Origin of the sequence: Marinomonas sp. ef1 (assembly GCF_002806845.1) — a bacterium.
Taxonomy (GTDB): Bacteria; Pseudomonadota; Gammaproteobacteria; order Pseudomonadales; family Marinomonadaceae; genus Marinomonas; species Marinomonas polaris.
The window spans coordinates 62,504-84,003 of the sequence record NZ_NHTT01000005.1; the positions used below are offsets into that span (position 1 = coordinate 62,504).

The window sequence follows — 21,500 nt, forward strand, 5'->3', positions numbered from 1 at the left end:
TAAACACGACCTAATTGAAATACTGTTATAGATAAAAAAGCCTGATCATCACTTCATGATCAGGCTTTTTTTGTGTCACACGCAACAGATTACTTTAGCTGAGCAATGATAATAGCGAGCTCTTCTTCTAGCTCAACATGCAATTCAGTCGTGTTAATAGAAGCTAAACACGCTTCAATTTCTGCACTGCTCTCAGAAGTTTTTAATACATTTTCAAAAGCAAACAAGTGATTTGAAAGTTTCAATAATCCCATTGTCAATGCCGCACCTTTAAAAGTATGAAGGTACTCGCGTGTTTTCACTTTGTCTTTCTCGTTCACGCCTTCTTTTATCTTTTCTAATAAATCGTTTGCCTCAAGAGTAAAGCCTTCAACGACGCTTTTATAAAGATCAACACTGCCACCAAAGCGACTCAAGATAGACTCTATGTCTTCGTATTCATTAGACTCTGTCGCTGATTCAATAGGCTCTGGTGACGTGCTCAGACCTTCCTTATGTTCATTGTGCTTGTGCGAACTTGCCTGATGTTCACTTTCCTGATGCTTAATAACAGTGTACTTAAGGATACAGGCAACCATTTGGTCGATGTCTAATGGCTTACCAATGTGGTCATTCATACCGGCATTAAAACAAGCCTGACGATCGACTTCCGATACATTAGCAGTCATGGCAATAATAGGAAGTGTGGTAAATCTCGCATCTTTACGAATTTGTTTGGTCGCTTCCAAACCATCCACATCAGGCATTTGCATATCCATCAGTACCAAATCGAACATTTCTTCTTTTCGATTCAATACCATAGCAACGCCTTCTAATCCGCTTTCCGCAACCATTACACTAGCGCCTTCAGCAATCAATAATTCTGTCGCTACCTGCCGATTAAAAACATTGTCTTCGACTAACAGCAACGATACGCCAGTTAAGCGCCCTTCTTCACGACTATTACTGTGAACTATCTCTATGGGCGTTCTTACATCTGAGAGAGATTGATAAACAGCTTCTGATAATTTACTTAAGGTGACAGGCTTCAATAAATAGCCAGAGACAGACTCAAGTTCGCTTTCAGATTGATCGCTCATCATGCTGGTTAATAAGATTATTTTTGGATGACTTTCAGATGAAGAAGTTACCGCGTTAATGCTTTCGATACTTTTTTGTCCGCTGAAATCAGATGTTTTTGTGTCTAATAAAACAACATCATAAGGCTTGCCCTGTTTGATAGCCTCGTGAACTAATTTGCTAGCATATTCAAGTGATTCGGCTTTTTCACTCATCCAGCCCAGACTAAATGCCATACGAGCAAAAATGACTTGCGTCGCAACATTCGTATCAACAATTAAGATGCGTAGTGATTTTGACGATGTTTGATTAGGTATTTTATCAATCTGAATATCAGCAATGGGCAAATCAATCGTAAAGTAAAAACGGCTACCTTCACCAAGAACACTGTCTACCTGTAAGGAGCCTCCCATTAACTCCACAAAACGACGACAGATAACCAAACCTAAGCCTGAACCACCGAAGCGTCGCGCCGTAGAAGACTCCCCTTGAGAAAACACATCAAAAATAGAGTCTATTTGATCTTTCGCAATACCAATACCGGTATCTTTTACAGATACAGACAAACGTGACATTCTTGAATCAGTAGATAGCTGCTTGATTTCCAAAACCACACTACCTTCTAAGGTAAATTTCACTGCGTTGCTCACTAGATTAATCAATATTTGCAGCAGGCGTAATTTATCGCCAATAAGATAAGCGGGAATGTCTTTATCAATATCAAAAATCAGCTCAACATCTTTTTCTAACGAACTTCCAGACAAGACAGTAGATAGTTCACATAATAATTCTTCGACTTCAAATGGCGCCTTCTCTAACACTAGCTTTCCAGCATCGACTTTAGAGAAATCTAAAATATCATTAATCAAACTCAATAATGATTTCGCTGATATCTGCGCTTTTGACACATAGTCATTTTGTTGATGAGTCAAAGTCGTACGTTTGACTAAATGGAGCATGCCGAGAATTGCATTCATCGGTGTACGGATTTCATGGCTCATGTTAGCAAGAAAATTGGACTTGGCCGCGCTAGCAGCATCCGCTTCATCTTTGGCTTTTCGTAGCCGATCTTCTAACTCTCGCTCTTGGGTAATATCACGGTTAATGCCTGTTACTTTCGTCATCTTGCCTTCGGCATTTTTGTGCAAAGACGCTCTGGCAAATATAAAACGGACGCTATCATCTGGCAACACGATTCGGAACACTAAATTGTATTCATTAATTCCCTCTACAGCCTCTTTTAAAGCATTTTCGGCCATGTCTCTATCATCAGGATGAACTCGGTTATACCAATGTGCGTATTTAATCCCTTCTTGTTTTTGAGATTTAGAAAGATGGTATATTTCAAACATTAAATCACTCCACTCAAGAGTGTCGTTTTCTATATCCCAAGTCCAAATCCCAAGCTCGGCAACTTCGGCGGCCAATAACAACTGATCTCTGGTAGAAATTAACTCACGCTGGGTTGTCTTTTGCTCGGAAATATCCATCGCGATACCAAGAAAACCAATCACTTCATCATCGCTACTTTTCATTGGTGTGATCACCAAGGAGACGGGACGAGCAATGCCATTTTTAGCAATATAAGTCCATTCTTGACTATCGTAGTTCTCGCGTAATGCTTTAAAGATTAAGACTTCCAAATTATCAGTAACATGCGTTCCCGTTGCTTTAAATATATCAGCACGCTGCTGCTCTATCTCAGATTGTAAGTGAAACCCCACTGGTGTTCTCTGGCCGACTACTTCCTCAGTGGTATAGCCCAGCATTCTCTGTGCACCATGATTAAATAGCGTAATGATGCCCTTCGTATCAGTTGCAATGATTGAAACTTCTGACGACGCATTGACCACATCATTCAAGAGTAAGTTCAGATCAAGTAGTTCAGCGGTTCGCTCCTTAACTTGATGTTCTAAATTAGTATTCAACTCTCGGATTTTAGCTTCTGCCTTTTTACGCTCTGATATATCTCGAATACTTTGAGATACACCAATAATTCCATAGTCATCATTAAAAATAGGAGAAAATGTTAAAGAAACGGGAACTTCAGTACCTGCTTTAGTCGTTCTTCGAGTCTCTATCGATATCGACTCCTTTTTATCTTTGACACTAGAAAATATGCTTTTGTCTTCGTCTTGAAGTGAGTTTGGTACTAGCAGATCAAGTACTTTTTGCCCAACAACCTCCTCCTTTGTGTAACCGAAAATTGACTCAGCACCTTTATTCCAGCTAACAATAACGCCATCTAGATTTTTACTAATAATGCCATCGGCTGAGCTTTCTACTAACGCAGTAATTCTTGACTGATGGGCCATCACTTCGCGCTGACGAACCATACTGACCCGAATTACCACTACCAAAATAGTACTCAATAAACTGATGGACAAACCAATTACTAAAAATACAAATGGATCTGGAAGATGCAAGTCAGCAATAAAGGCAGGCGAAACATACAATCTACTTTGCCAATGACGACCATAAACTTGAGATGTTTCAACTTGCTCATGACTATCGTTTTTTATTTCACCACTATTATAAAAAAGAATCTGGTCATCTAAATCCGTAATATCAAAAATCTCATAATGGAATTTAGTTGGGTCATAATTTAAGCCGGCCAGCACATCTTCCATTATCAAAGGCGCATAACTCCAACCAAAACCTTTTTCTATTCTCTCTGCCTGAGTTACTGGAGTACTACCACCACGGTAAATCGGCATTAAGATTAAAAAAGATTGCTGTGGTTTTCCTGAGGCTTGTACCAAGGTAATTGGGCCGGTTAGGCGGACTTTACCTGAGTATAAAGAGGAAGTCGCGGCTTCCCGTCGATTTTTCTCAGAAGCAATATCCAACCCAACAGCCTGACGATTGCGCTCCACAGGTTCAATATATTGAATGACATAATGCTCGTTGAAATTAGGATTAAGCATTTTTATAGAAAAGTACGGCCAACCATCTTGACGAGCCTTTGAGGTGAAAACATCTACATCTGATTGTGGGACTCGGCGAATAAAACCAAAACCGCGAGCGCCCGCGAATTCATTATCAACGTCTCTCGATCGGCTATATTGTTCAAAAATATCGCGTGTTATCGTATTTTCACCAGCCGTAAGTACAGCACCGCGCGCACCGCGAAGTCCATACTGGTAGAGCTCTATTCTTGAAGCAACTTCCTGCTTTAAGTTAACGGATGTATCGTAAGCAGCCTGCTTAATTCTTTCTTCGTTTGAGTGCTGAACGTTATAAGTAATGACGCAAGTTATCAGCGTGCCAGTCAGCAAAGTAACCATCACCCAGCGGTTATAGATATTTTCAAATGATATCCAATTCACATTTGCCTCCTGGCAAGGATCTTATTCAGCATGGACACCTAAAAAAGGCGTAATGAAGCCAACCAAATTAATTTTTAAGTGTAGATGAATTAATAACTTATAACTTAATAATGTGCGATAAAAACTAGCTAAGATTACAAAATCTTACGCTCTTTAAATAAGGTAAACTTTCCTTTATAAGCAAAAACCCATTGCCATAAATCAACACATTAACTATAAAAAGCACATCATCAGCCTTTTTTAAGTTATAACTGGCATAACCTTTTCTAACAAAACGACAGGATTACGTTTTATGAAAGTCGCTGTTTTCTCCTGCAAGCCTTACGACAAAAGAACTCTTTCTACCTTCGCCGACGTGACAGACTTATCCATGACCTACTTTGAAAGTCGTCTAAGCAAGGAAACTATCAGCTTAGTAAAAGGTTTTGATGCCGTCTCTTGTTTCGTCAACGACGATGTTAATGCCGAAGTCATTCAGTGTTTAAAGCAACAAGGCGTCAAAACCATCGCCTTGCGCTGCGCAGGATTCAATAACGTCGATCTCGATGCTGCAAAAAAACAAGGCATCAAGGTATTTCACGTTCCAGATTACAGCCCAACCTCTGTCGCCGAACACGCTGTTGCCCTCATCATGACGTTAAACCGCAAAACACACCGAGCTTATCACCGAGTCAAAGAAGGCAACTTTGCATTAGAAGGATTAATGGGCTTTAACTTAGAAGGAAAAACCGTCGGCTGCATTGGCACAGGACGTATTGGCGCAGCATTTTGTCGCATCATGAAAGGCTTCGGCTGCCATGTTTTATGTTATGACTTATACCCGTCGCAAGAACTCATCGATCAAGGCTGCCAATACATTCCACTCGATGAAATCTACCAAAAAAGTGACATCATCAGCCTGCATTGCCCTTTGAACCCTTCGACTCATCACCTGATCAACAAAGACAGCCTAGCTAAAATGAAAGACGGCGTGATGATCATCAACACCAGCCGCGGCGCATTGGTTCATGCGCAAGAAGCCATCGACGCGCTTTACAGTGGAAAAATCGGCTATTTAGGTTTAGATGTCTACGAACAAGAAAACAAAATCTTCTTCGAAGACATGTCATCTCACATTATCCAAGACAGCGTCTTTCAACTTATGCTCACCTTCCCTAACGTCGTTGTTACAGGACACCAAGGCTACTTCACCATAGAAGCACTTAACCATATTGCCGCCACAACAATCGACAACTTATTGCATCACCAAAGTGACAGTAGCGGTACAAGGCAATTGGCGTAAATACTGTCTCTCGACTAATACACCTGCTTAGTTATAACGGCTGTTATCGTCAGCTAAACAAGTGAAAGTATAGTATTTTGATAGTACGACCTTTATTATTAGTGACAAGAATAAAAGACCGTTGAGAGACCAAAAAATAATGTCAAAAGCCGATGAAAAAAGACTGCTATCAAAAATAGCCACACTGTATTATCAGGATGGTTTAAAGCAAGCTGACATAGCAAAAGCATTACGACTATCGCAATCTCAAGTATCTAGAGCAGTTACTCGATGCCTCAAAGAAGGCATAGTAAAAATCAGTGTTATTCAACCACCTTCTGTTTTTATTGGTTTAGAATCCCAAATTCAACAGCGTTTCAACGTCTCTAACGTAATTGTCGTCGACATTGAAGATAACCCCAGTGATACACAGATCAAACGTGTGATAGGTTCTTCAGCCGCCCATTATTTAGATACTTCATTACGAGACGGTGATCTAATTGGTATCTCTTCTTGGAGTGATACTATTCGCTCTATGGTCGACCACTTACACTCAACCAAAGCAAAAGCAAAAGGCGTTATTCAAGTGTTAGGTGGTGTCGGTCACAATGGAAATATTCAGGCAACCATACTAACGCAAAACATGGCGGATATTCTGTCCTGTGATGCCTTTATGCTGCCAGCACAAAGTATTGAGCATTCTCTAGAAGACAAAAATAAACTGCTTAGCACAGACGAAGTATCAGAAGTAGTGGAAATGTTTAATAAAGTAAACCTTGCCATTGTCGGCATCGGCATGCTGGAACCATCGAATCTACTACGAAATTCTGGCAACTACTACGATACAAAGATATTAAAAGAACTGGCTAGCAAAGGTGCCGTCGGCGACATTTGTCTACATTACTACGACAAAGAAGGTAAACCGGTTATTAAGCTTGAAGATGACCCAGTAATTGGTATGTCGCTAGAACAACTTGAATCATGTGAACTCGTCGTTGCCCTAGCTGGCGGCCTAGATAAAGTAGAAGCTATAAAAGGCGCATTATCTGGAAATTATATTGATGTGTTGATCACAGACAGAGTGACTGCAGAAGCGATTTTGAACAATTAACCTAAGCGACATTTTTTAACCGCCCACGCCCACGCCCATCCATGATAGCGGTTTTGCCAGTAATAATTTAAAAAGGAATAAAACAAAACCCCAGCAAAACGCTGGGGTTATCAATACGAATACGCTCTTACCGTCCTTCAGGTCTTTCCACTAGACTTAGGGTCAAGTCACCTAATTTGTGCACCTCAAAATTATTAGCTTTGTATTCGTCGTAATCAAATGCTTCCATCTCATCCACAGCAATTTTATGATATTCATAAAAGTCTGGCCACCATTCATGGTCATCACCAAATTTTGTGTTCAAGAACGCATCAACGGCTGCCTTACCCATTTCTGGCGCGACATACCAAGCTCCCAGAGACAACACGTTAACATCGTTACCAATCACGCAACGACGAGCAGCAGGAACACTTTCTACTACGCCACAACGAACACCTGGACACTTAGCCGCGGCCAAATGAACACCCATACCAGTTCCACAGAAAATAATCGCACGTTCGAACTCTTTTTCAGTAATCTTTGAGCCTGCGCGTAAACCAATGCGATGAAACATTTCCACATCTGGATCATCAGGGTCTTTCACACCAATATCTGTCACTTCCCAACCTTTGCTTTCCAAATACTTAACGATAACTTCTTTAAGCGGAAAACCAGCCCAATCAGCAGCAACTAAAATCTTTTTGTCTTTTATTAGTTTCATTTTTATTCTCCAAAGGACACTCTAAAGTGATAACAAATTTAGGCGGTTGCTTCTTGCTTTATTATTTTCATTTAATAAACCTCTATGTTTAAATTTTTAAAATCATTTTACTAATGTCTTAACCAATAAATTAAGATGCTAATTTTTGAGAGCTAATGGCCGCTTTGTATTGCAATTTATTCTGCATTTGATCAATGATGACAGCGATAATAATCACAAGCCCTTTTATGACCATCTGCCAAAATTCACTGACGCCCATCATGACCAAACCATCAGCCAATATACCAATAACAAAGGCCCCTATTAACGTTCCCATTATGGTGCCGCGGCCACCCGCCAGAGACGTACCGCCCAATACAACGGCCGCAATAGCGTTCATTTCAAACGCCGTCCCTGTCGCTGGATGACTAGCAACCAACTGAGAAGTCACCACAATACCAGCAACAGCAGCACACAAACCAGCAATGGTATACACCCAAATTTTAACATTATTCACTTTTATGCCCGACAGTTCAGCAGCACGTTCGTTATCACCAATCGCATACACATGACGGCCAAAAGGCAATTTTTTAGCAATATATGCGATGATGGCGGCCATAATAAACATCAACCAAATTGCGATAGGCAGACCAAGAAGATACCCCGCACCAATAGCATCAAATCCTGTATTACCCAATTCAGGATTACCCTGAAGCCCAGGGAAGGTTTCACCACCAGAAAGCAACATCGCCGCCCCGCGGATAATATACATAGTCCCTAAAGTACAAATAAATGGCGCGACTTTATATCGAGTAATAATCAGTCCATTCAATGCGCCTATTAGCCCACCAATAACAATCACAATAGGTACGACAACCCAAACACTAGGAAAAATAGCAATACCTAATGGTTCGATAATTAAACCGTTAGAAATAAGATAACCAGCAACCATTCCGCAAAAACCTAATGTCGCACCAATCGATAAATCGATCCCAGCCGTAATAATGACAAAAGTAATTCCTAAGGCGAGAAAAGCATTAATCGAAATATGCTTAATCATAATAATTAAGCTAGTAGGCGCTAAAAAACCATCTACGGTTAAAGAGAAAAAGCCTAAAATGATAAACAGCGCAATAAAGGTTCGCATCTTTAAAATAAGTAACGCAATATTACTGGTGTCGTAAAAAGTACTTTTATTATTCATTTTTAAAATCCTTGGGCACTGGCAAAAACCAAACTTGATTCATCTGCTTCATCTCTCAATACATTTGCGGTTATTTTCCCGTTGGACATAACCAGTATGCGATCAGAAACCGCCATAATTTCTTTTAGATCCGAAGTGGAAAATAAAATACCGATCCCTTGCTCTGACAGCTTCACCATCATTTCAAATACATCGCCCTTTGCGCCAACATCAATGCCCCGCGTTGGTTCATCTAGTAAAAGCACAGTGGGTTCTGTTAGCAAAGATCGGCCAATAACAACCTTTTGTTGATTGCCACCACTCAATGCTTGTATCTCAACCATAGGAGATGACACCTTGATAGAAAGCTCTCTAATGGCATAGCTGACTGATTTTCTTTCTTCTAGCTCATTAATCGCGAAACGCTTTAATCGCTTCCATAAACTGGACATAGACAAGTTATTTGAAACCGAACTAATAGGAAAAATACCAGACTGTTTTCGATCTTCAGGAACCAAACCAATCCCCATTTTTATCCGTTCTGAGGTGGGTGTTTTTGCATTGATATTTTGATTGTTCAAAGAAAAAATGCCGGAGTAATCTGCTTTACCAACTAGACACTCAAACAACTCGGTTCTTCCGGCTCCCATCAAGCCATAAATACCAACAATCTCACCTGCTCTTAATGAAAATGAAACCTCATCAACCAAACGAGATTCAGCGTCATTAATCTGAGTAATGCCTTTTGCTTCTAGCACCACATCACCAAAAGTTCGACCGGGCTTTAAGAAGTTACTCACAGGATCGCTACCCAACATTTCCCGTACAATCCACGCCACATCAATCTCGTTAACCAAAGCGGAAGACTGAAATTTACCGTCTCTCAAAATAGTGATGTATTGACCTATTTCCATCAGCTCTTCTAAGCGATGAGAAATATAGACAATCGACACGCCCTGACTGGTCAGATCATTAATGACATCAAATAAAATCTTCACTTCTTTTTTACTTAACGCAGAAGTAGGCTCATCTAATATCAAAATATCAACATTGGTAATCAGAGATTTGGCAATTTCGACTAACTGCTTTTGACCCACTTTTAAATTGCCCACCAATTCATTCGGATCAATGTCTTGTTTTAATCGTGCCATGACCTCTTTGGCGGTCTGATTTTGACTCTTGGTATCTATCGGCGACAGACCTGTTTGTTTTTCGCGCCCCAAGAAAAGATTTTCAGCAACAGAAAGGTTCTCAGACAAATTTAATTCTTGATGAACCATGCCAATACCATGCTGTGCAGCAAATCTAGGGCTAGTAATATTGATGGCCTCTCCTTTCAAATAGAGTTGCCCTTCTGAAGGTTGCTGAACACCAGAAATAATTTTCATCAGAGTCGACTTGCCAGCGCCATTTTCACCAATAATGACATTTACGGCGCCTTTATAGACCTTATAAGTGACCTGGTCTAACGCTTTGGTACCAGGAAATATCATGGAAATATTTTCTGCTTTTAAGATGACATTCTCATCAGCGATTTCATCAACTACCGACATTACAACCCCCCCTCTTTAATCTCTAAAGGAACAGCATAAGTAATCTTATTGTTGTTAATCGTCACAGCAGCAAGCACATTGACTGTTTTTCCAGCCCAACTTGCATCAGGTTGAATAACTTGGCTGATAGACTTTTTATTTAAGGCTTTCGATAATTGAGCAAATTGAATTTGGTTTTTAAATTTATCAAAAGAAATAATAGAAGCAGAATCCCGAATGGAATTGCCTTTAATAATAGAGCCTATTTGTAGCTCAATGTCGTAATCACCACTTTTTATGATCAGAGATTTTTTAATAACTGACTCATCTAAACGGCTAACAACCCCCTGAAATCTTACAAAAGACACTAAACTGGTATCTTTTTTAATGCTTGATAACTCGACAGCATTATCTCGTGCATCTTTCTTAACTAAAGGCCAAAGCTTTTCAGATATTGCCTCCGGCGTCATGTTTTTGAGCAACCCAGCCTCGGCAGCAGACATAGGAATAATAGGTTTACCATTTTCATCTAAATCAACAACGTGACAACCCGCTAAACTAATAGTCATAGCGCTCAAAAATAATATTTTAAATACAGCATTTTTAAACATTTTCTACATCCTTTGGCACTTATAATTTCCAAACGAAGAGGAAATAAAGCCAAAACTTGGCTTTATTTCCGAGTGGTCATTACTTCAATGCAAAAGTATCTAATTGATTAGCATTAGACTCGTCGATTAGCACACAATCCATAAGCTGCTTCTCTTCTAAGCCTGTAGAACCTGTTTTAATGTATTTATCTGCTTGAACAACCGCCATTTGAGCTTGTTCCCAAGCTGGCTGCAATACAGTGGCTTTTATGTTCGCCCCCGCCAAAATAGAGTCACGAACGTAGTCGCTTCCATCAAAGCCAACAACAATAACATCACTGCGGCCAGCGGCTTTTAAAGCAGCTTCGGCACCCAATGCCATAGTATCGTTCCCTGAAATTACCCCTTTAATATCAGGATGTGCTTGTAGAATTGACTCCATACGAGTGAACGCTTCTGTTTGACTCCAGTTTGCCGTTTGCTGAGCCACCATTTTAAGGCCAGTGTAGTCATCAATCACATCATGATAACCCTGAGAGCGAACTCGGGCATTGGTGTCAGACTCACGACCCAATAATTCAACATAGGAGCCTTCCGCGCCCATTAGCTCAACAAATTTCTCAGCACCTAACTGCGCACCTTGATAATTGTTCGAAACAATCTGCGAAACAGCAACGCCCGTTTTATTGATTTCTCGGTCAATAAGAAACGCTGGCACACCAGCCGCTTTGGCTTTTTCAAGCGCGCCAATAGTGACGTCAGCTCCAGCATTATCAAGGATAATAGCTTTTGCTTTTCTTGCTATCGCCGTCGAAATTAACTGGTCTTGCTTATTAGCGTCATCATCATGGGACACAACAAGCGTCGTATAACCTAACGCTTCCGCTTTGGCTTTAGCGCCCATCGCTTCAGATTTAAAGAACGGATTATCATGAGAAGGCGTGATGATAGCGATCAACCCACTTGCTGAGGCAACCCCAGAGAAGGCAACAGATAAACCAAACAAAGCAGAGATAAGGATTTTCTTATTCATATTATTACCCTTTTTGAATATTTATTCAAACTTAGTTATTTATTCAATTACAGTGTAATAAACACCTCAGTAGATGTCTACATCACCAATGAAATAAATTAAATTGAAGCATTATTTATTTAAAAAAGACAAAGATGAAAATAAAAAATTAATAAAATCAAATAGATATGACGGATCAGCCATTACATCAATGATTCATATTTAATGCTTTTCATCTAACAAAGTATTAAGCCGACAATCTAGATTTCTTAACCGCCAATGCCCAACCCTGATAGCGATTTTGCCAGTAGTCATATTTGTCTTTTCTAGGCGTAAATAAATGACTGCGACTTTCTAAGTGGGTGAGTTCTTCCTCGTTCTTCCACCAACCAATGGCCAACCCGGCAAGATACCCTGCTCCTACAGCAGAGACTTCCGCTACTTCCCCCCGACGAATAGTAACGCCCAACAAGTCCGCTTGAGCTTGCATCAACCAATCGTTGAGCGTCGGACCACCATCTACAGACAAATATTCAATCTTTTCTGGCAGCTCTTCCGCTATAAGATTAAACACATCCGCCACTTGAAAAAGCACCGATTCAAACGCAGCGCGAGCAATATCCGCTCGCTCAGTCGCACTTTTCAAGCCACAAAACACACCTGTCGCCTCCAAATCCCAATAAGGAGCGCCAAGCCCTGACAAAGCCGGCACAAAAAATACCGAATGATCGACATCAGCTTGCGCGGCCAACTGACACATCGTCTCCATATCTTCAACACCCAACATACGTCGAGCCCAATCGATTGCCGATCCCGTATGGGTAATATTGCCTTCTAAACCATAAAACAATGCCGAATCATCCCAAGCAATGGTCGTACTGATTTCATTCCGTATCTTAGGCAGTGTCGGCATCGCCGCCATTACTGAACTGCCTGTCCCATAAGTTGCCTTAACCACTCCGGTTTGATAGCCGCCATGACCGTATAAAGCAGCGTGAGAATCGCCAATTTGCGACGCAATCGGAATACCATGCGAAAGCACACCAAATTCATGAGTCAAACCCACCACATGGGAAGAAGGCACAACGACAGGCAAAGCCGCCGCTGCAATGCCTAAACGTTCTAAAATAGTCTCGTCCCAAACTTGCTTCTCAATATTATAAAGCTGTGTTCGAGAAGCATTAGACGCATCCGTCACAAACACATTATTGGCGGTCATATTCCAAACCATCCAAGAATTCATTGTGCCTATGCAAATTTCTCCTCTCTCAGCTCGGCCATGACCATCTGGGATCTGCTGAAGAGCCATGGACACTTTCGTAGCAGGAAACATAGGATCGAGGATCAAGCCAGTTGCCTGCTGAACATATTGACTAAAAACGTCGTCCTTTCGCAGTACTTCGCAAAGCGATTCAGAACGACGGCATTGCCAGCTCATAACTTGAGTTAAAGGCTTACCGCTACTTCTTTCCCAAAGCACAACAGATTCTCGCTGATTACTGATCGCCACCGCCTCAATCACCACTTCATCGGCAACAGAGTTCACTGCCAAGGCAATAGAGGCTTTCATTTTTTCAATGATCTCAATAGGGTCTTGTTCCACTAGACCCGCTGACGGATGACTAATCGACAAAGCAACAGAACCTTTACCAATAACCGCTCCGCGCTTATTCAAAAGCAGCGACTTCACATTTGTCGTACCTTCATCTATCGCTAAAATTACATTACGCATTCGATGTCTCGCTTTGCACTATTTTTCACTAACCAATTGTTGGCAAACAGCAACAATACCCATGCTATCGATAGAAAGCATTTTACGAGTATAGGGACGATCTCCTGCGGCCGCATAAGCACCATCGCCGACACCAAGACGTACCAACTTAGCTACAATGCCCTGCTCTGCCATGATTTCTGCAATCACACTTCCCAGCCCACCATTAATATTGTGCTCTTCCATACTAATAATGTGTTTCGTCCCGCCAAGCATCTGACCCAAAGTACTTTTATTAAGAGGACGAATAGAGGACACATTGACCACGGAAGCTTCTATTCCTTGCTCTTTCAATGCGTCCGATGCAGCGACAGCTTCGTGAACCACAGACCCTAACGCACAGATAACCACGTCTTTACCGCTACGAAGTAAAGATGGCTCCCCTGCAATAAACCGATAATGTTCATCATGCAATTCTGGCAAAGCTTTGCCGTCCATACGAATATACACAGGGCCTTTTTCAGCAATGGCGTATTCAATGATTTGCTTGCATTCAATAGGACAACCCGGTGCAAAAATCTTAATATTGCCAAACCCACGCATGACGCTAATGTCATCAATAGAATGATGCGTACTGGCCAATGGCCCATAGCTTGCGCCAGAGTTAAGACCAAATAACTTCACATTGGTATTGTTGTAACAAATATCGACTTTGACTTGTTCATTAGACCGTGAAATTAAAAAAGGCGCGGCGTTACATGTCACAGCGACCTTCCCCGCGAGCGCTAAACCTGCCGCTGTACCAACCATCGCTTGCTCTGCAATTCCCACATTCACCAGACGATCAGGAAACGCCTCCACAAAAGGTTTTATTTTGGCAGTGGAAGTTGAATCAGCAACAACAGGTACAAGATCTACGCCGTTGTTTACCGCTTCTATAAAGCACTGCACCATGATATTGGCAAAATGTTCACTGTTAGACATCGCTTAGCTCCTTCAATGCAAGTTCTACTTCTTCACCTTTTGGCACTCTATGATGCCACTCAGGACGGCCAGCAATAAAAGAAACCCCAGCGCCTTTCGTAGTATTGGCAATCACCACATTGGGTTTACCTTCAGCTTTAAGGCCTTCCAATGTCTCCACCACGGAAGCAACATTATTGCCATCACATTGAGTGACAGTAAAACCAAACGCCTGCCATTTTTTATCTAGCGGGTCGGTTTTCATAATAGATTCGGTTGAACCTGCCAACTGCAGTTTATTTTTATCATTAATTACAATAAGGTTATCCAGCTTATAATGGGCAGCTACTAACGCGGCTTCCCAGTTACTGCCTTCGGCTAACTCACCATCTCCCGTTAATACATACACCTTTCTCGGGCTAGCATCACGTTTCGCCGCCAAAGCCAATCCAACAGCAACAGGCAAACCATGACCTAAAGCGCCAGTATTTAACTCCACTCCTGGTGTTTTCTGACGCACAGGATGACCAGGCAAATGAGAGTCGTTATATTGATACGTCGGCAGCCATGCTTCAGGAAAATAACCCGCCTCAGCCAAACAACAGTAATAACCACCGACAGCATGGCCTTTGGATTGGATATAAATATCTCGCGTATCATCTGCCAACCGATCAGGAGCGCAATTCAATATACGAAAATACAACGCAGTGATAATTTCCACCTGCGAAAGATCCGCACCAGTATGACCACCTGCTGGACTATCAGCATTGAGCCTTATTATTTTTCTTCTAATCGCTCGAGACTTATTTTCAAGCTCTTCAATGCCAAGCTGGAAAGGATTCATACATCCTCCTAATGAATATTTATTTGAATTTATTTTCAGTTATGAATATTTATTCAGGATAGACAAAAAAAACTAACCCGAATTAGCCTATACTTTTCCGCCTATTAGTAGGCAAACATTACAGGATGAATATTTATTCATAAAAGGATCTTTATCCTGACCTTTTATTTTAGTCTTGTCAATACAGATCACCTTAAAGCTAAAATCCTTTCTTACTGATCAACAAACCATCATCCTCATCAGGTATAATTCTGTATTATGTAAAGCAGATATAAGGAATGGCAGCGTATGAACCTCAATAAACCAACTCAAGAAAGACTGATCAGCATCGTCCGTAGAGCAGGCCAAGAGATCGTCATGCCAAGCTTTCGCCAACTTAGTGCCACAGACGTAGAAACCAAAAGCAGTCTAACGGACCTTGTCACCATTGCCGACAAAGCCAGCGAAGCCTTCATTACCGATGAAATTCAGCAAGCGTTTCCTAATTGGGAAATCGTCGGCGAAGAAGCGGTAGCCGAAGATCCATCGACTACTGATAAAATTGGTACAGCAGATACTTGCGTAATCATCGACCCAATCGATGGCACATGGAACTACGCACATGGCTTATCAGATTTCGGCATCATACTTGCCGTGGTAGTGAAAGGCGTAACGCGTTTTGGCTTGCTTTATGATCCCGTCAACGACGACTGGATTTATGCCAACCTAGGCGAAGGCGCATTTTTCCAACGCACCGCCATGAATGAAAAAGGCAAGAATCAAACTCCCGCTCAAGCGCCACTGGCCTTGCACATCACTGCAGAACCAGATCTAGATAAACTCGCTGGCATCATGTCGGTTAACTCTTATACCGGTCAGAGAAAACAAGACTTCGCACTAAAAGGCTCTCGCTTTGTACGCATCAACAACCTACCCTCTTGCCCAGCTTATCGACAAATCGCCCTAGGTCACTTTAACTTCAGTTTGACTTACAAAATGCTTCCTTGGGATCACGCCGCTGGCGTACTGGTTCACACCCAAGCTGGCGGTATCTGCCGAACACTAGACGGTCAAGAATACAGCCCAACCATGCTAGACGGCGAAATGCTCGCTGCTCAATCAGAAGATCAATGGCAAGCGTTGGCGGAACACTTTAGGAAATAGGCTGAACGAAAACTCTATTCGAATCGTTACTTTTATTATCACCAAGGATGCTTAGCAAAGTAGCTGTCTAGATGATCGATTAAAGCGCGAACATTGGGTGATAAATGCTTTCGAGACGAATAAAGCGCGTAGATAATCAGGTCTTTGGGTTTCCATTCAGGCAAGACATGGCACAAACTGCCGTCGTTGATGTAGCGATTCGCTAAATAAGTGGGTTGCAGACAAACACCCATTCCATTCAATGTCGCATGCAAAAGCGCCGTTGCTTCATTGATACTTAAACGACAATCCAAAGAGACCGATTCGAATTGGTTATGCTGGGATAGATGCCAGATATGACGTTCTAAGTTTTTGTAACCCAAGCAATCGTGGTTTATTAAGTCTTGTGGATGCTGAATGTCACCTATCGTTTGGCGAGATTTTTCAAGGTAAGCCGGAGACGCTACCAAGACAGATTCACAAACAGCAATGGGTTTACCGATTAAAGAAGGATCTGGATTAGAGGCGATTCGTATGGCAAGGTCGATGCTTTTTTCGGTTAAATCTGCGGTGCTGTCTTCTAAATCAATATCGATATGAACTTTAGGATGTTGATCCATGAAGTCCTGAATGGCAGGCATGAGTTGAGAAAAACCAAACGACATGCTGGACGTGATTCGTACTAAGCCAGACAACTCCTCGCTGGTATTCACCAAAGATATAAAATTATCGGCTTGCTCCAACCAAAGCTCGACGTCTTTTAAGCAGGCTTCACCAGCGCTAGTCAGTGATATTTTTCGTGTTGTGCGATGCAACAAACGAATCTTCAACCAGTCTTCCATTGCTTCTATATACCGCGTCACCATTGGTCGTGACATATTCAAACGATCTGCGGTGCGAGAAAAGCTCCGCGATTGGGCAACATCGATAAAAACTTTAGCGGCTATCACTCTGTCCATAATTCTACTCACCCACTTGCACGATATAAGAAACAATCATGCTCATTTTTGTGTATTTTTCCGAGCACGTCAATTCTCTATTATGGCCACATGAATTAAACAATCACTCTTTGGAGAGAAACATGAAAAAATTGATTACATTGGCGGCTTCTGCACTTATCGCTCATTCTGCTTTTGCTGCAGACACTAAACCATTAACTCTAGATATATATAATGCAGCGCCTGGCAGCTTTGGTGTTACGTCTACTTTGGTTTATGGCGAAACAGAAGCCATGGTTGTTGATGCTGGTTTTACTAAAGCCGATGCTCTTCGCATTGCTGCAAAAGTATTGGATGCCAATAAAGAGCTAAAAACTATTTTTATTAGCCAAGCGGACCCTGATTATTACTTCGGTGCCGAGACTCTGCACGCTATTTTCCCTAAAGCCGACATTATTACGACTCCTGCGGTAAAAGCTGCAATTGAACAGAAATTGGCTGGTAAATTGGCTTTTTGGGGACCTCAAATGGGTGCAAACGCACCAGTTAATCCTATCGTTCCTACGGCTTACACTCAGTCTACTTTGACTGTTGATGGTCAGACTATTGAGATTCGTGGTACTGAAGGTATTTTGGCAAGCCGCCCTTACCTTTGGATTCCTGCAAACAAAGCCATTTTGGGTAACGTAGCGGTATTCGGAAATATGCATTTATGGATGGCGGATGCGCAGTCTGATGAGACTCAAGCTGCTTGGAAAGCACAGTTACAAGAAATGCTTGCGCTTAAACCGACAACAGTTGTTCCTGGTCACATGACTCAAGGTACCGAGTTGACTGCAGATAACATTACCTTCTCTCTTAACTACATCACAGATTTCCAAAAGGCGAAGAAAAACAGCAAGGACAGCGCTGAATTGATTAAGACAATGTCAGCAAAATATCCAGATGCTCAAGGTGCGTTGAACCTAAACATCGCTGCGAAAGTCCATAAAGGTGAAATGAAATGGTAAAAATTCATTACTTCTTCGATCCAATGTGTGGTTGGTGCTATGGCGCAACAGCCTTAGTCGAAATACTGGCAGAAATGTCTGAGTTTGAAATCATTTATCACCCTGGTGGCATGATTCCGAAACGAGCAATTGATCCGTCTTTTAAACAGCATATTTTGCAAGCTGACAGTCAAATAGCCACTATGACGAAAGCACACTTTGGTGATGCTTATAAAGCGAGAGTTGCTGGCGCTGGCGATTTTATCGTGGATTCGTATTCCACAACTCGCGCCTTTCTTGTTGGTCAAGACATGGGGATCGAAGCACACAAGATGCTAGCAGCGATTCAAAAAGCACATTACCAAGATGGTAAGCATTTAGATGAGTTGAATGTTTTAGCGGATCTAGCTGTTTCTATGGGATTAGACAAAACCACATGGAACGAAAAAATGGCTGACTCGGAAGCGAATATGATGAACCAAGTGGAGGAAAGTCATCAACTCATGGGGCAAATGCAAGTTAGCGGCTACCCTACTTTTATCATAGAAAAAGATGATCGTTTAATGCGTCTGCCACACAGTAATTATTATGGCAAAGCTGAAGAATGGAAAAACTATTTAGCGGGATTGGTTTAATCACTCGCATTAAATATCCCCTGTTATGAATAACAGGGGATATTTATTAGTGGTAAATTCTCACACCACAAAGCAGTACTAATTCAGCGTTAAGCAATCGTTGCTCTTGCACGAACATGCTTGTCTTCTAGTTCTGTTTTATCGGTTTTTAGAACATCTAGGTTAAACTCAACGTCTAAATATTCTTCATTAAAACCGTGGCTATTATCATTTAATGTCGTTGCCTCTACGACCAATTCGTCACGAGTCGCAAAAGCGAAATCGTCATAAGTGTATTCATCACCCGCTAAGTTGATCTGCGTAGTTAGATGCTTAAAGCCTGGTTTAGAAACAAAGTAATGAATATGAGCAGGACGATTACCATGACGGCCAAGCTGACGAAGAACCTTCATTGTAGAGCCATCTGGTGGGCAGCCGTAGCCGTTTGGCACAATACTACGAGCGCGGTAGCAACCTTGTTCATCCGTTACAATTCTACGACGTAGATTGAATTCACTTTGTGTAGGATCAAAATAAGAGTAACCACCTTTAGAATCTGCATGCCAAATATCGACAATCGCACCTGCAACTGGATTACCATCTTCATCCAATACTTTGCCGTGAAGCCACATACCCTGCCCCGGCGTTTGGCCATCGTCCATGCGTGCTTCACCATCAGATATTGGCGCATTCTCTACGTATAGAGGACCTTCAATAGTACGCGGTGTTCCACCGGCTAAACCTGCCGCTTCGTCTTTAGCGTCTTCACGAATATCTAGGTAGTGATCAAAACCTAAACCAGGAGCAAGCAAAACCGCTTCTTTATTGGTGCCTAGCTCATTTAGGTAATTCACGCCATGCCAAAATTCATCAGGGGTAATATCTAGGTCTTCAATCATCTTATAGATGTCTGACATTAAACGAAAAATGATTTCTTTCGTGCGAGGACTACCTTGGTTATTTTCCAAGCCAGCCACTTTTTTCAATAGGGTTTGTACTGCTTCTGTTTGAATTGTTTTAACAGTCATTTTAATCTCTCCGCTTTTGGGTGCCATAACAGCACTTTTATTAAATTTATTTTTATTTTAAAAAGTTAGAGCTACTTTATAGACGATGGATGCTGACATAAGGCTGTCACTTCCATCGTCATAAATGGGTACAAAGGCAAGCCAGTAAGGATTTCATGCAAGTGAGCATTATCTTTCACGTCAAAGATACTCACATTTGAATACTGTCCCACTACGCGCCACAAATGCACCCAAATCCCAGCTTCTTGTAATTCTTGTGAATATTTTTTTTCCTTCAACTTAATGGCATCTGCCTCTGCCACCGGAAAGTCTTTAGGAATATTCACCGTCATTTCAACTTTAAAAAGCATGTTCATTTCCTCGTTATTGTTTACGTTGGTGCTGTGTTATTTACGTCGATAAAGCGCAAGCTTTACCTCGTCAATTTCGATTCCTAACCCTGGTAACTGTGGAACATCCACGCCGTTATCATGATAACGAAGCGGCTGTTTAATGATGTCGTCTTGTAGAAGAAGAGGACCAAACATTTCACTACCCCAATGCAATTTAGGTAACGTAGACCAAGCATGAATAGACGCTGCGGTGCCGATAGAACCTTCTAATAAAGTACCACCATATAACCCCATACCAGATGCAGAGGAAACGGTAGCGGCATAAAGCGCCTCAATCGGTCCACCTGCTTTGGCAATTTTTAAGGCGATGCCACCATTAAAACCACGTTGAGCAAGCTGGAAAACGTCTGAAGCATCGGCGACACCTTCATCCGCTAGGATAGGAATCGTAAATTTTTGCGATAGACGAACCAAGGCATCCCACTCTTTTGCTGGGGTTGGTTGCTCAACTAAATCCACACCTGCTTCTTGAAGTGCGGCCATGCCTTTTGTTGCTGTTGATTCGTCCCACGCTTGGTTCACGTCAACTCGCACACTCGCGCTATTGCCCAATGCCGCTTTAATGGCGGCCACATGAGCAACGTCTTCATTAACATGTCGAGAACCAATTTTAAGTTTGAAGTCACAATGTCGACCGCTGGCAATAAGTGCTTTCGCTTCGGCAATGTCTTTATCAGTATCACCAGACGCCAATACCCAAAGGCAAGGAATATGTTGGTGAATAGCACCACCCAACAAGGTGGAGACAGAAACGCCTAAATGCTTGCCTTGCAAATCTAATAACGCGGTTTGCAGAGCGGATTTAGCAATCACATTGCCTCGTACGGACATGCTTAAACGTTGAACAAGCAGCTTTATGCTGTGAAGCGGCTGACCGATAAGCAAAGGGGCAAGGTAGGTATCAATGTTCATTTTAATGCTTTCAGGGCTTTCAGGACCATAGGCCAAACCGCCAATTGTAGTACCCTCTCCCAAGCCTTCACGACCTTGATCATCTTTGATGCGAATAATCACCATGGTTTGTACGGCCATAGACGTCATTGATAATTTATGAGGGCGAATGGTGGGAATATCCACAAGCATTGTTTCAATATGGGTAATTTTCGATGTCATGCTAAGGTGCTTCCGTTTATTGTTTTTTTC

General features: G+C 41.8%; 18 protein-coding genes. 5 read left to right on the top strand and 13 right to left on the bottom strand.

The window, feature by feature from the left end; all coding sequences use genetic code 11:
* Nucleotides 1-89: 89 nt before the first annotated feature.
* Complete coding sequence (locus tag CCS02_RS08275) at nt 90-4,388, bottom strand: CHASE domain-containing protein (RefSeq protein ID WP_100636318.1); 4,299 nt, start codon at nt 4,386-4,388, stop codon at nt 90-92.
* Nucleotides 4,389-4,680: 292 nt separating this feature from the next.
* On the opposite strand from CCS02_RS08275, the gene CCS02_RS08280 reads away from it, so the two are divergent.
* Together CCS02_RS08280 and CCS02_RS08285 are read left to right on the top strand one after the other, a co-directional pair.
* On the top strand, nt 4,681-5,670 hold the full coding sequence (locus tag CCS02_RS08280; protein ID WP_100636319.1) for a 2-hydroxyacid dehydrogenase: 990 nt from the start codon (nt 4,681-4,683) through the stop codon (nt 5,668-5,670).
* Nucleotides 5,671-5,809: 139 nt separating this feature from the next.
* Nucleotides 5,810-6,760: a sugar-binding transcriptional regulator gene (locus CCS02_RS08285; protein ID WP_100636320.1), complete on the top strand. Its 951-nt coding sequence runs from the start codon at nt 5,810-5,812 to the stop codon at nt 6,758-6,760.
* A 127-nt stretch (nt 6,761-6,887) separates the two neighbouring features.
* On the opposite strand, the gene CCS02_RS08290 is transcribed toward CCS02_RS08285, so the two are convergent.
* The 8 genes from CCS02_RS08290 to CCS02_RS08325 form a co-directional block, all read right to left on the bottom strand.
* The gene (locus CCS02_RS08290) at nt 6,888-7,460 is read right to left on the bottom strand and encodes an RpiB/LacA/LacB family sugar-phosphate isomerase (RefSeq protein ID WP_100187521.1); all 573 of its coding nucleotides are present in this window, start codon (nt 7,458-7,460) and stop codon (nt 6,888-6,890) included.
* A 130-nt stretch (nt 7,461-7,590) separates the two neighbouring features.
* Nucleotides 7,591-8,643: an ABC transporter permease gene (locus tag CCS02_RS08295; RefSeq protein ID WP_100187522.1), complete on the bottom strand. Its 1,053-nt coding sequence runs from the start codon at nt 8,641-8,643 to the stop codon at nt 7,591-7,593.
* Between the two features lie 2 nt (nt 8,644-8,645).
* Nucleotides 8,646-10,175, bottom strand: coding sequence for a sugar ABC transporter ATP-binding protein (locus CCS02_RS08300; protein ID WP_100187523.1), 1,530 nt, complete (start codon nt 10,173-10,175; stop codon nt 8,646-8,648).
* Entirely contained in the window at nt 10,175-10,765 is a 591-nt protein-coding gene (locus CCS02_RS08305; protein ID WP_100187524.1) for a DUF2291 family protein, read from the bottom strand. The genes CCS02_RS08300 and CCS02_RS08305 overlap by 1 nt, the downstream gene beginning before the upstream one ends.
* Before the next feature lie 79 nt (nt 10,766-10,844).
* The gene (locus CCS02_RS08310) at nt 10,845-11,777 is read right to left on the bottom strand and encodes a D-ribose ABC transporter substrate-binding protein (RefSeq protein WP_100187525.1); all 933 of its coding nucleotides are present in this window, start codon (nt 11,775-11,777) and stop codon (nt 10,845-10,847) included.
* Nucleotides 11,778-12,003: 226 nt separating this feature from the next.
* Nucleotides 12,004-13,488 carry an FGGY family carbohydrate kinase gene (locus tag CCS02_RS08315; protein WP_100636321.1) on the bottom strand — a complete coding sequence of 495 codons (1,485 nt, stop codon included), beginning with the start codon at nt 13,486-13,488 and terminating at the stop codon, nt 12,004-12,006.
* 18 nt (nt 13,489-13,506) lie between these two features.
* Entirely contained in the window at nt 13,507-14,451 is a 945-nt protein-coding gene (locus CCS02_RS08320; protein ID WP_100187527.1) for a transketolase family protein, read from the bottom strand.
* Nucleotides 14,444-15,274, bottom strand: a complete 831-nt coding sequence (locus CCS02_RS08325) for a transketolase (protein WP_100187528.1) — start codon at nt 15,272-15,274, stop codon at nt 14,444-14,446. The genes CCS02_RS08320 and CCS02_RS08325 overlap by 8 nt, the downstream gene beginning before the upstream one ends.
* Before the next feature lie 288 nt (nt 15,275-15,562).
* Here CCS02_RS08325 and CCS02_RS08330 point away from each other — a divergent pair, with 288 nt between their 5' ends.
* A complete protein-coding gene (locus CCS02_RS08330; protein ID WP_100636322.1) occupies nt 15,563-16,417 on the top strand; it encodes an inositol monophosphatase family protein in 855 nt (284 codons plus the stop codon).
* A 38-nt stretch (nt 16,418-16,455) separates the two neighbouring features.
* On the opposite strand, the gene CCS02_RS08335 is transcribed toward CCS02_RS08330, so the two are convergent.
* Nucleotides 16,456-17,355, bottom strand: a complete 900-nt coding sequence (locus CCS02_RS08335) for a LysR family transcriptional regulator (protein WP_100636323.1) — start codon at nt 17,353-17,355, stop codon at nt 16,456-16,458.
* Between the two features lie 122 nt (nt 17,356-17,477).
* Here CCS02_RS08335 and CCS02_RS08340 point away from each other — a divergent pair, with 122 nt between their 5' ends.
* A complete protein-coding gene (locus CCS02_RS08340) occupies nt 17,478-18,344 on the top strand; it encodes an MBL fold metallo-hydrolase (protein WP_100636324.1) in 867 nt (288 codons plus the stop codon).
* Nucleotides 18,338-18,958 carry a DsbA family protein gene (locus CCS02_RS08345; protein WP_100636325.1) on the top strand — a complete coding sequence of 207 codons (621 nt, stop codon included), beginning with the start codon at nt 18,338-18,340 and terminating at the stop codon, nt 18,956-18,958. The genes CCS02_RS08340 and CCS02_RS08345 overlap by 7 nt, the downstream gene beginning before the upstream one ends.
* A gap of 89 nt (nt 18,959-19,047) precedes the next feature.
* Here the strand turns inward: CCS02_RS08345 and catA are convergent, their stop codons facing one another.
* The 3 genes from catA to CCS02_RS08360 form a co-directional block, all read right to left on the bottom strand.
* Nucleotides 19,048-19,965: a catechol 1,2-dioxygenase gene (catA, locus tag CCS02_RS08350; RefSeq protein ID WP_100636404.1), complete on the bottom strand. Its 918-nt coding sequence runs from the start codon at nt 19,963-19,965 to the stop codon at nt 19,048-19,050.
* 71 nt (nt 19,966-20,036) lie between these two features.
* A complete protein-coding gene (catC, locus tag CCS02_RS08355) occupies nt 20,037-20,315 on the bottom strand; it encodes a muconolactone Delta-isomerase (RefSeq protein WP_100636326.1) in 279 nt (92 codons plus the stop codon).
* Nucleotides 20,316-20,351: 36 nt separating this feature from the next.
* A complete protein-coding gene (locus CCS02_RS08360; protein WP_100636327.1) occupies nt 20,352-21,470 on the bottom strand; it encodes a muconate/chloromuconate family cycloisomerase in 1,119 nt (372 codons plus the stop codon).
* Nucleotides 21,471-21,500: the final 30 nt, after the last annotated feature.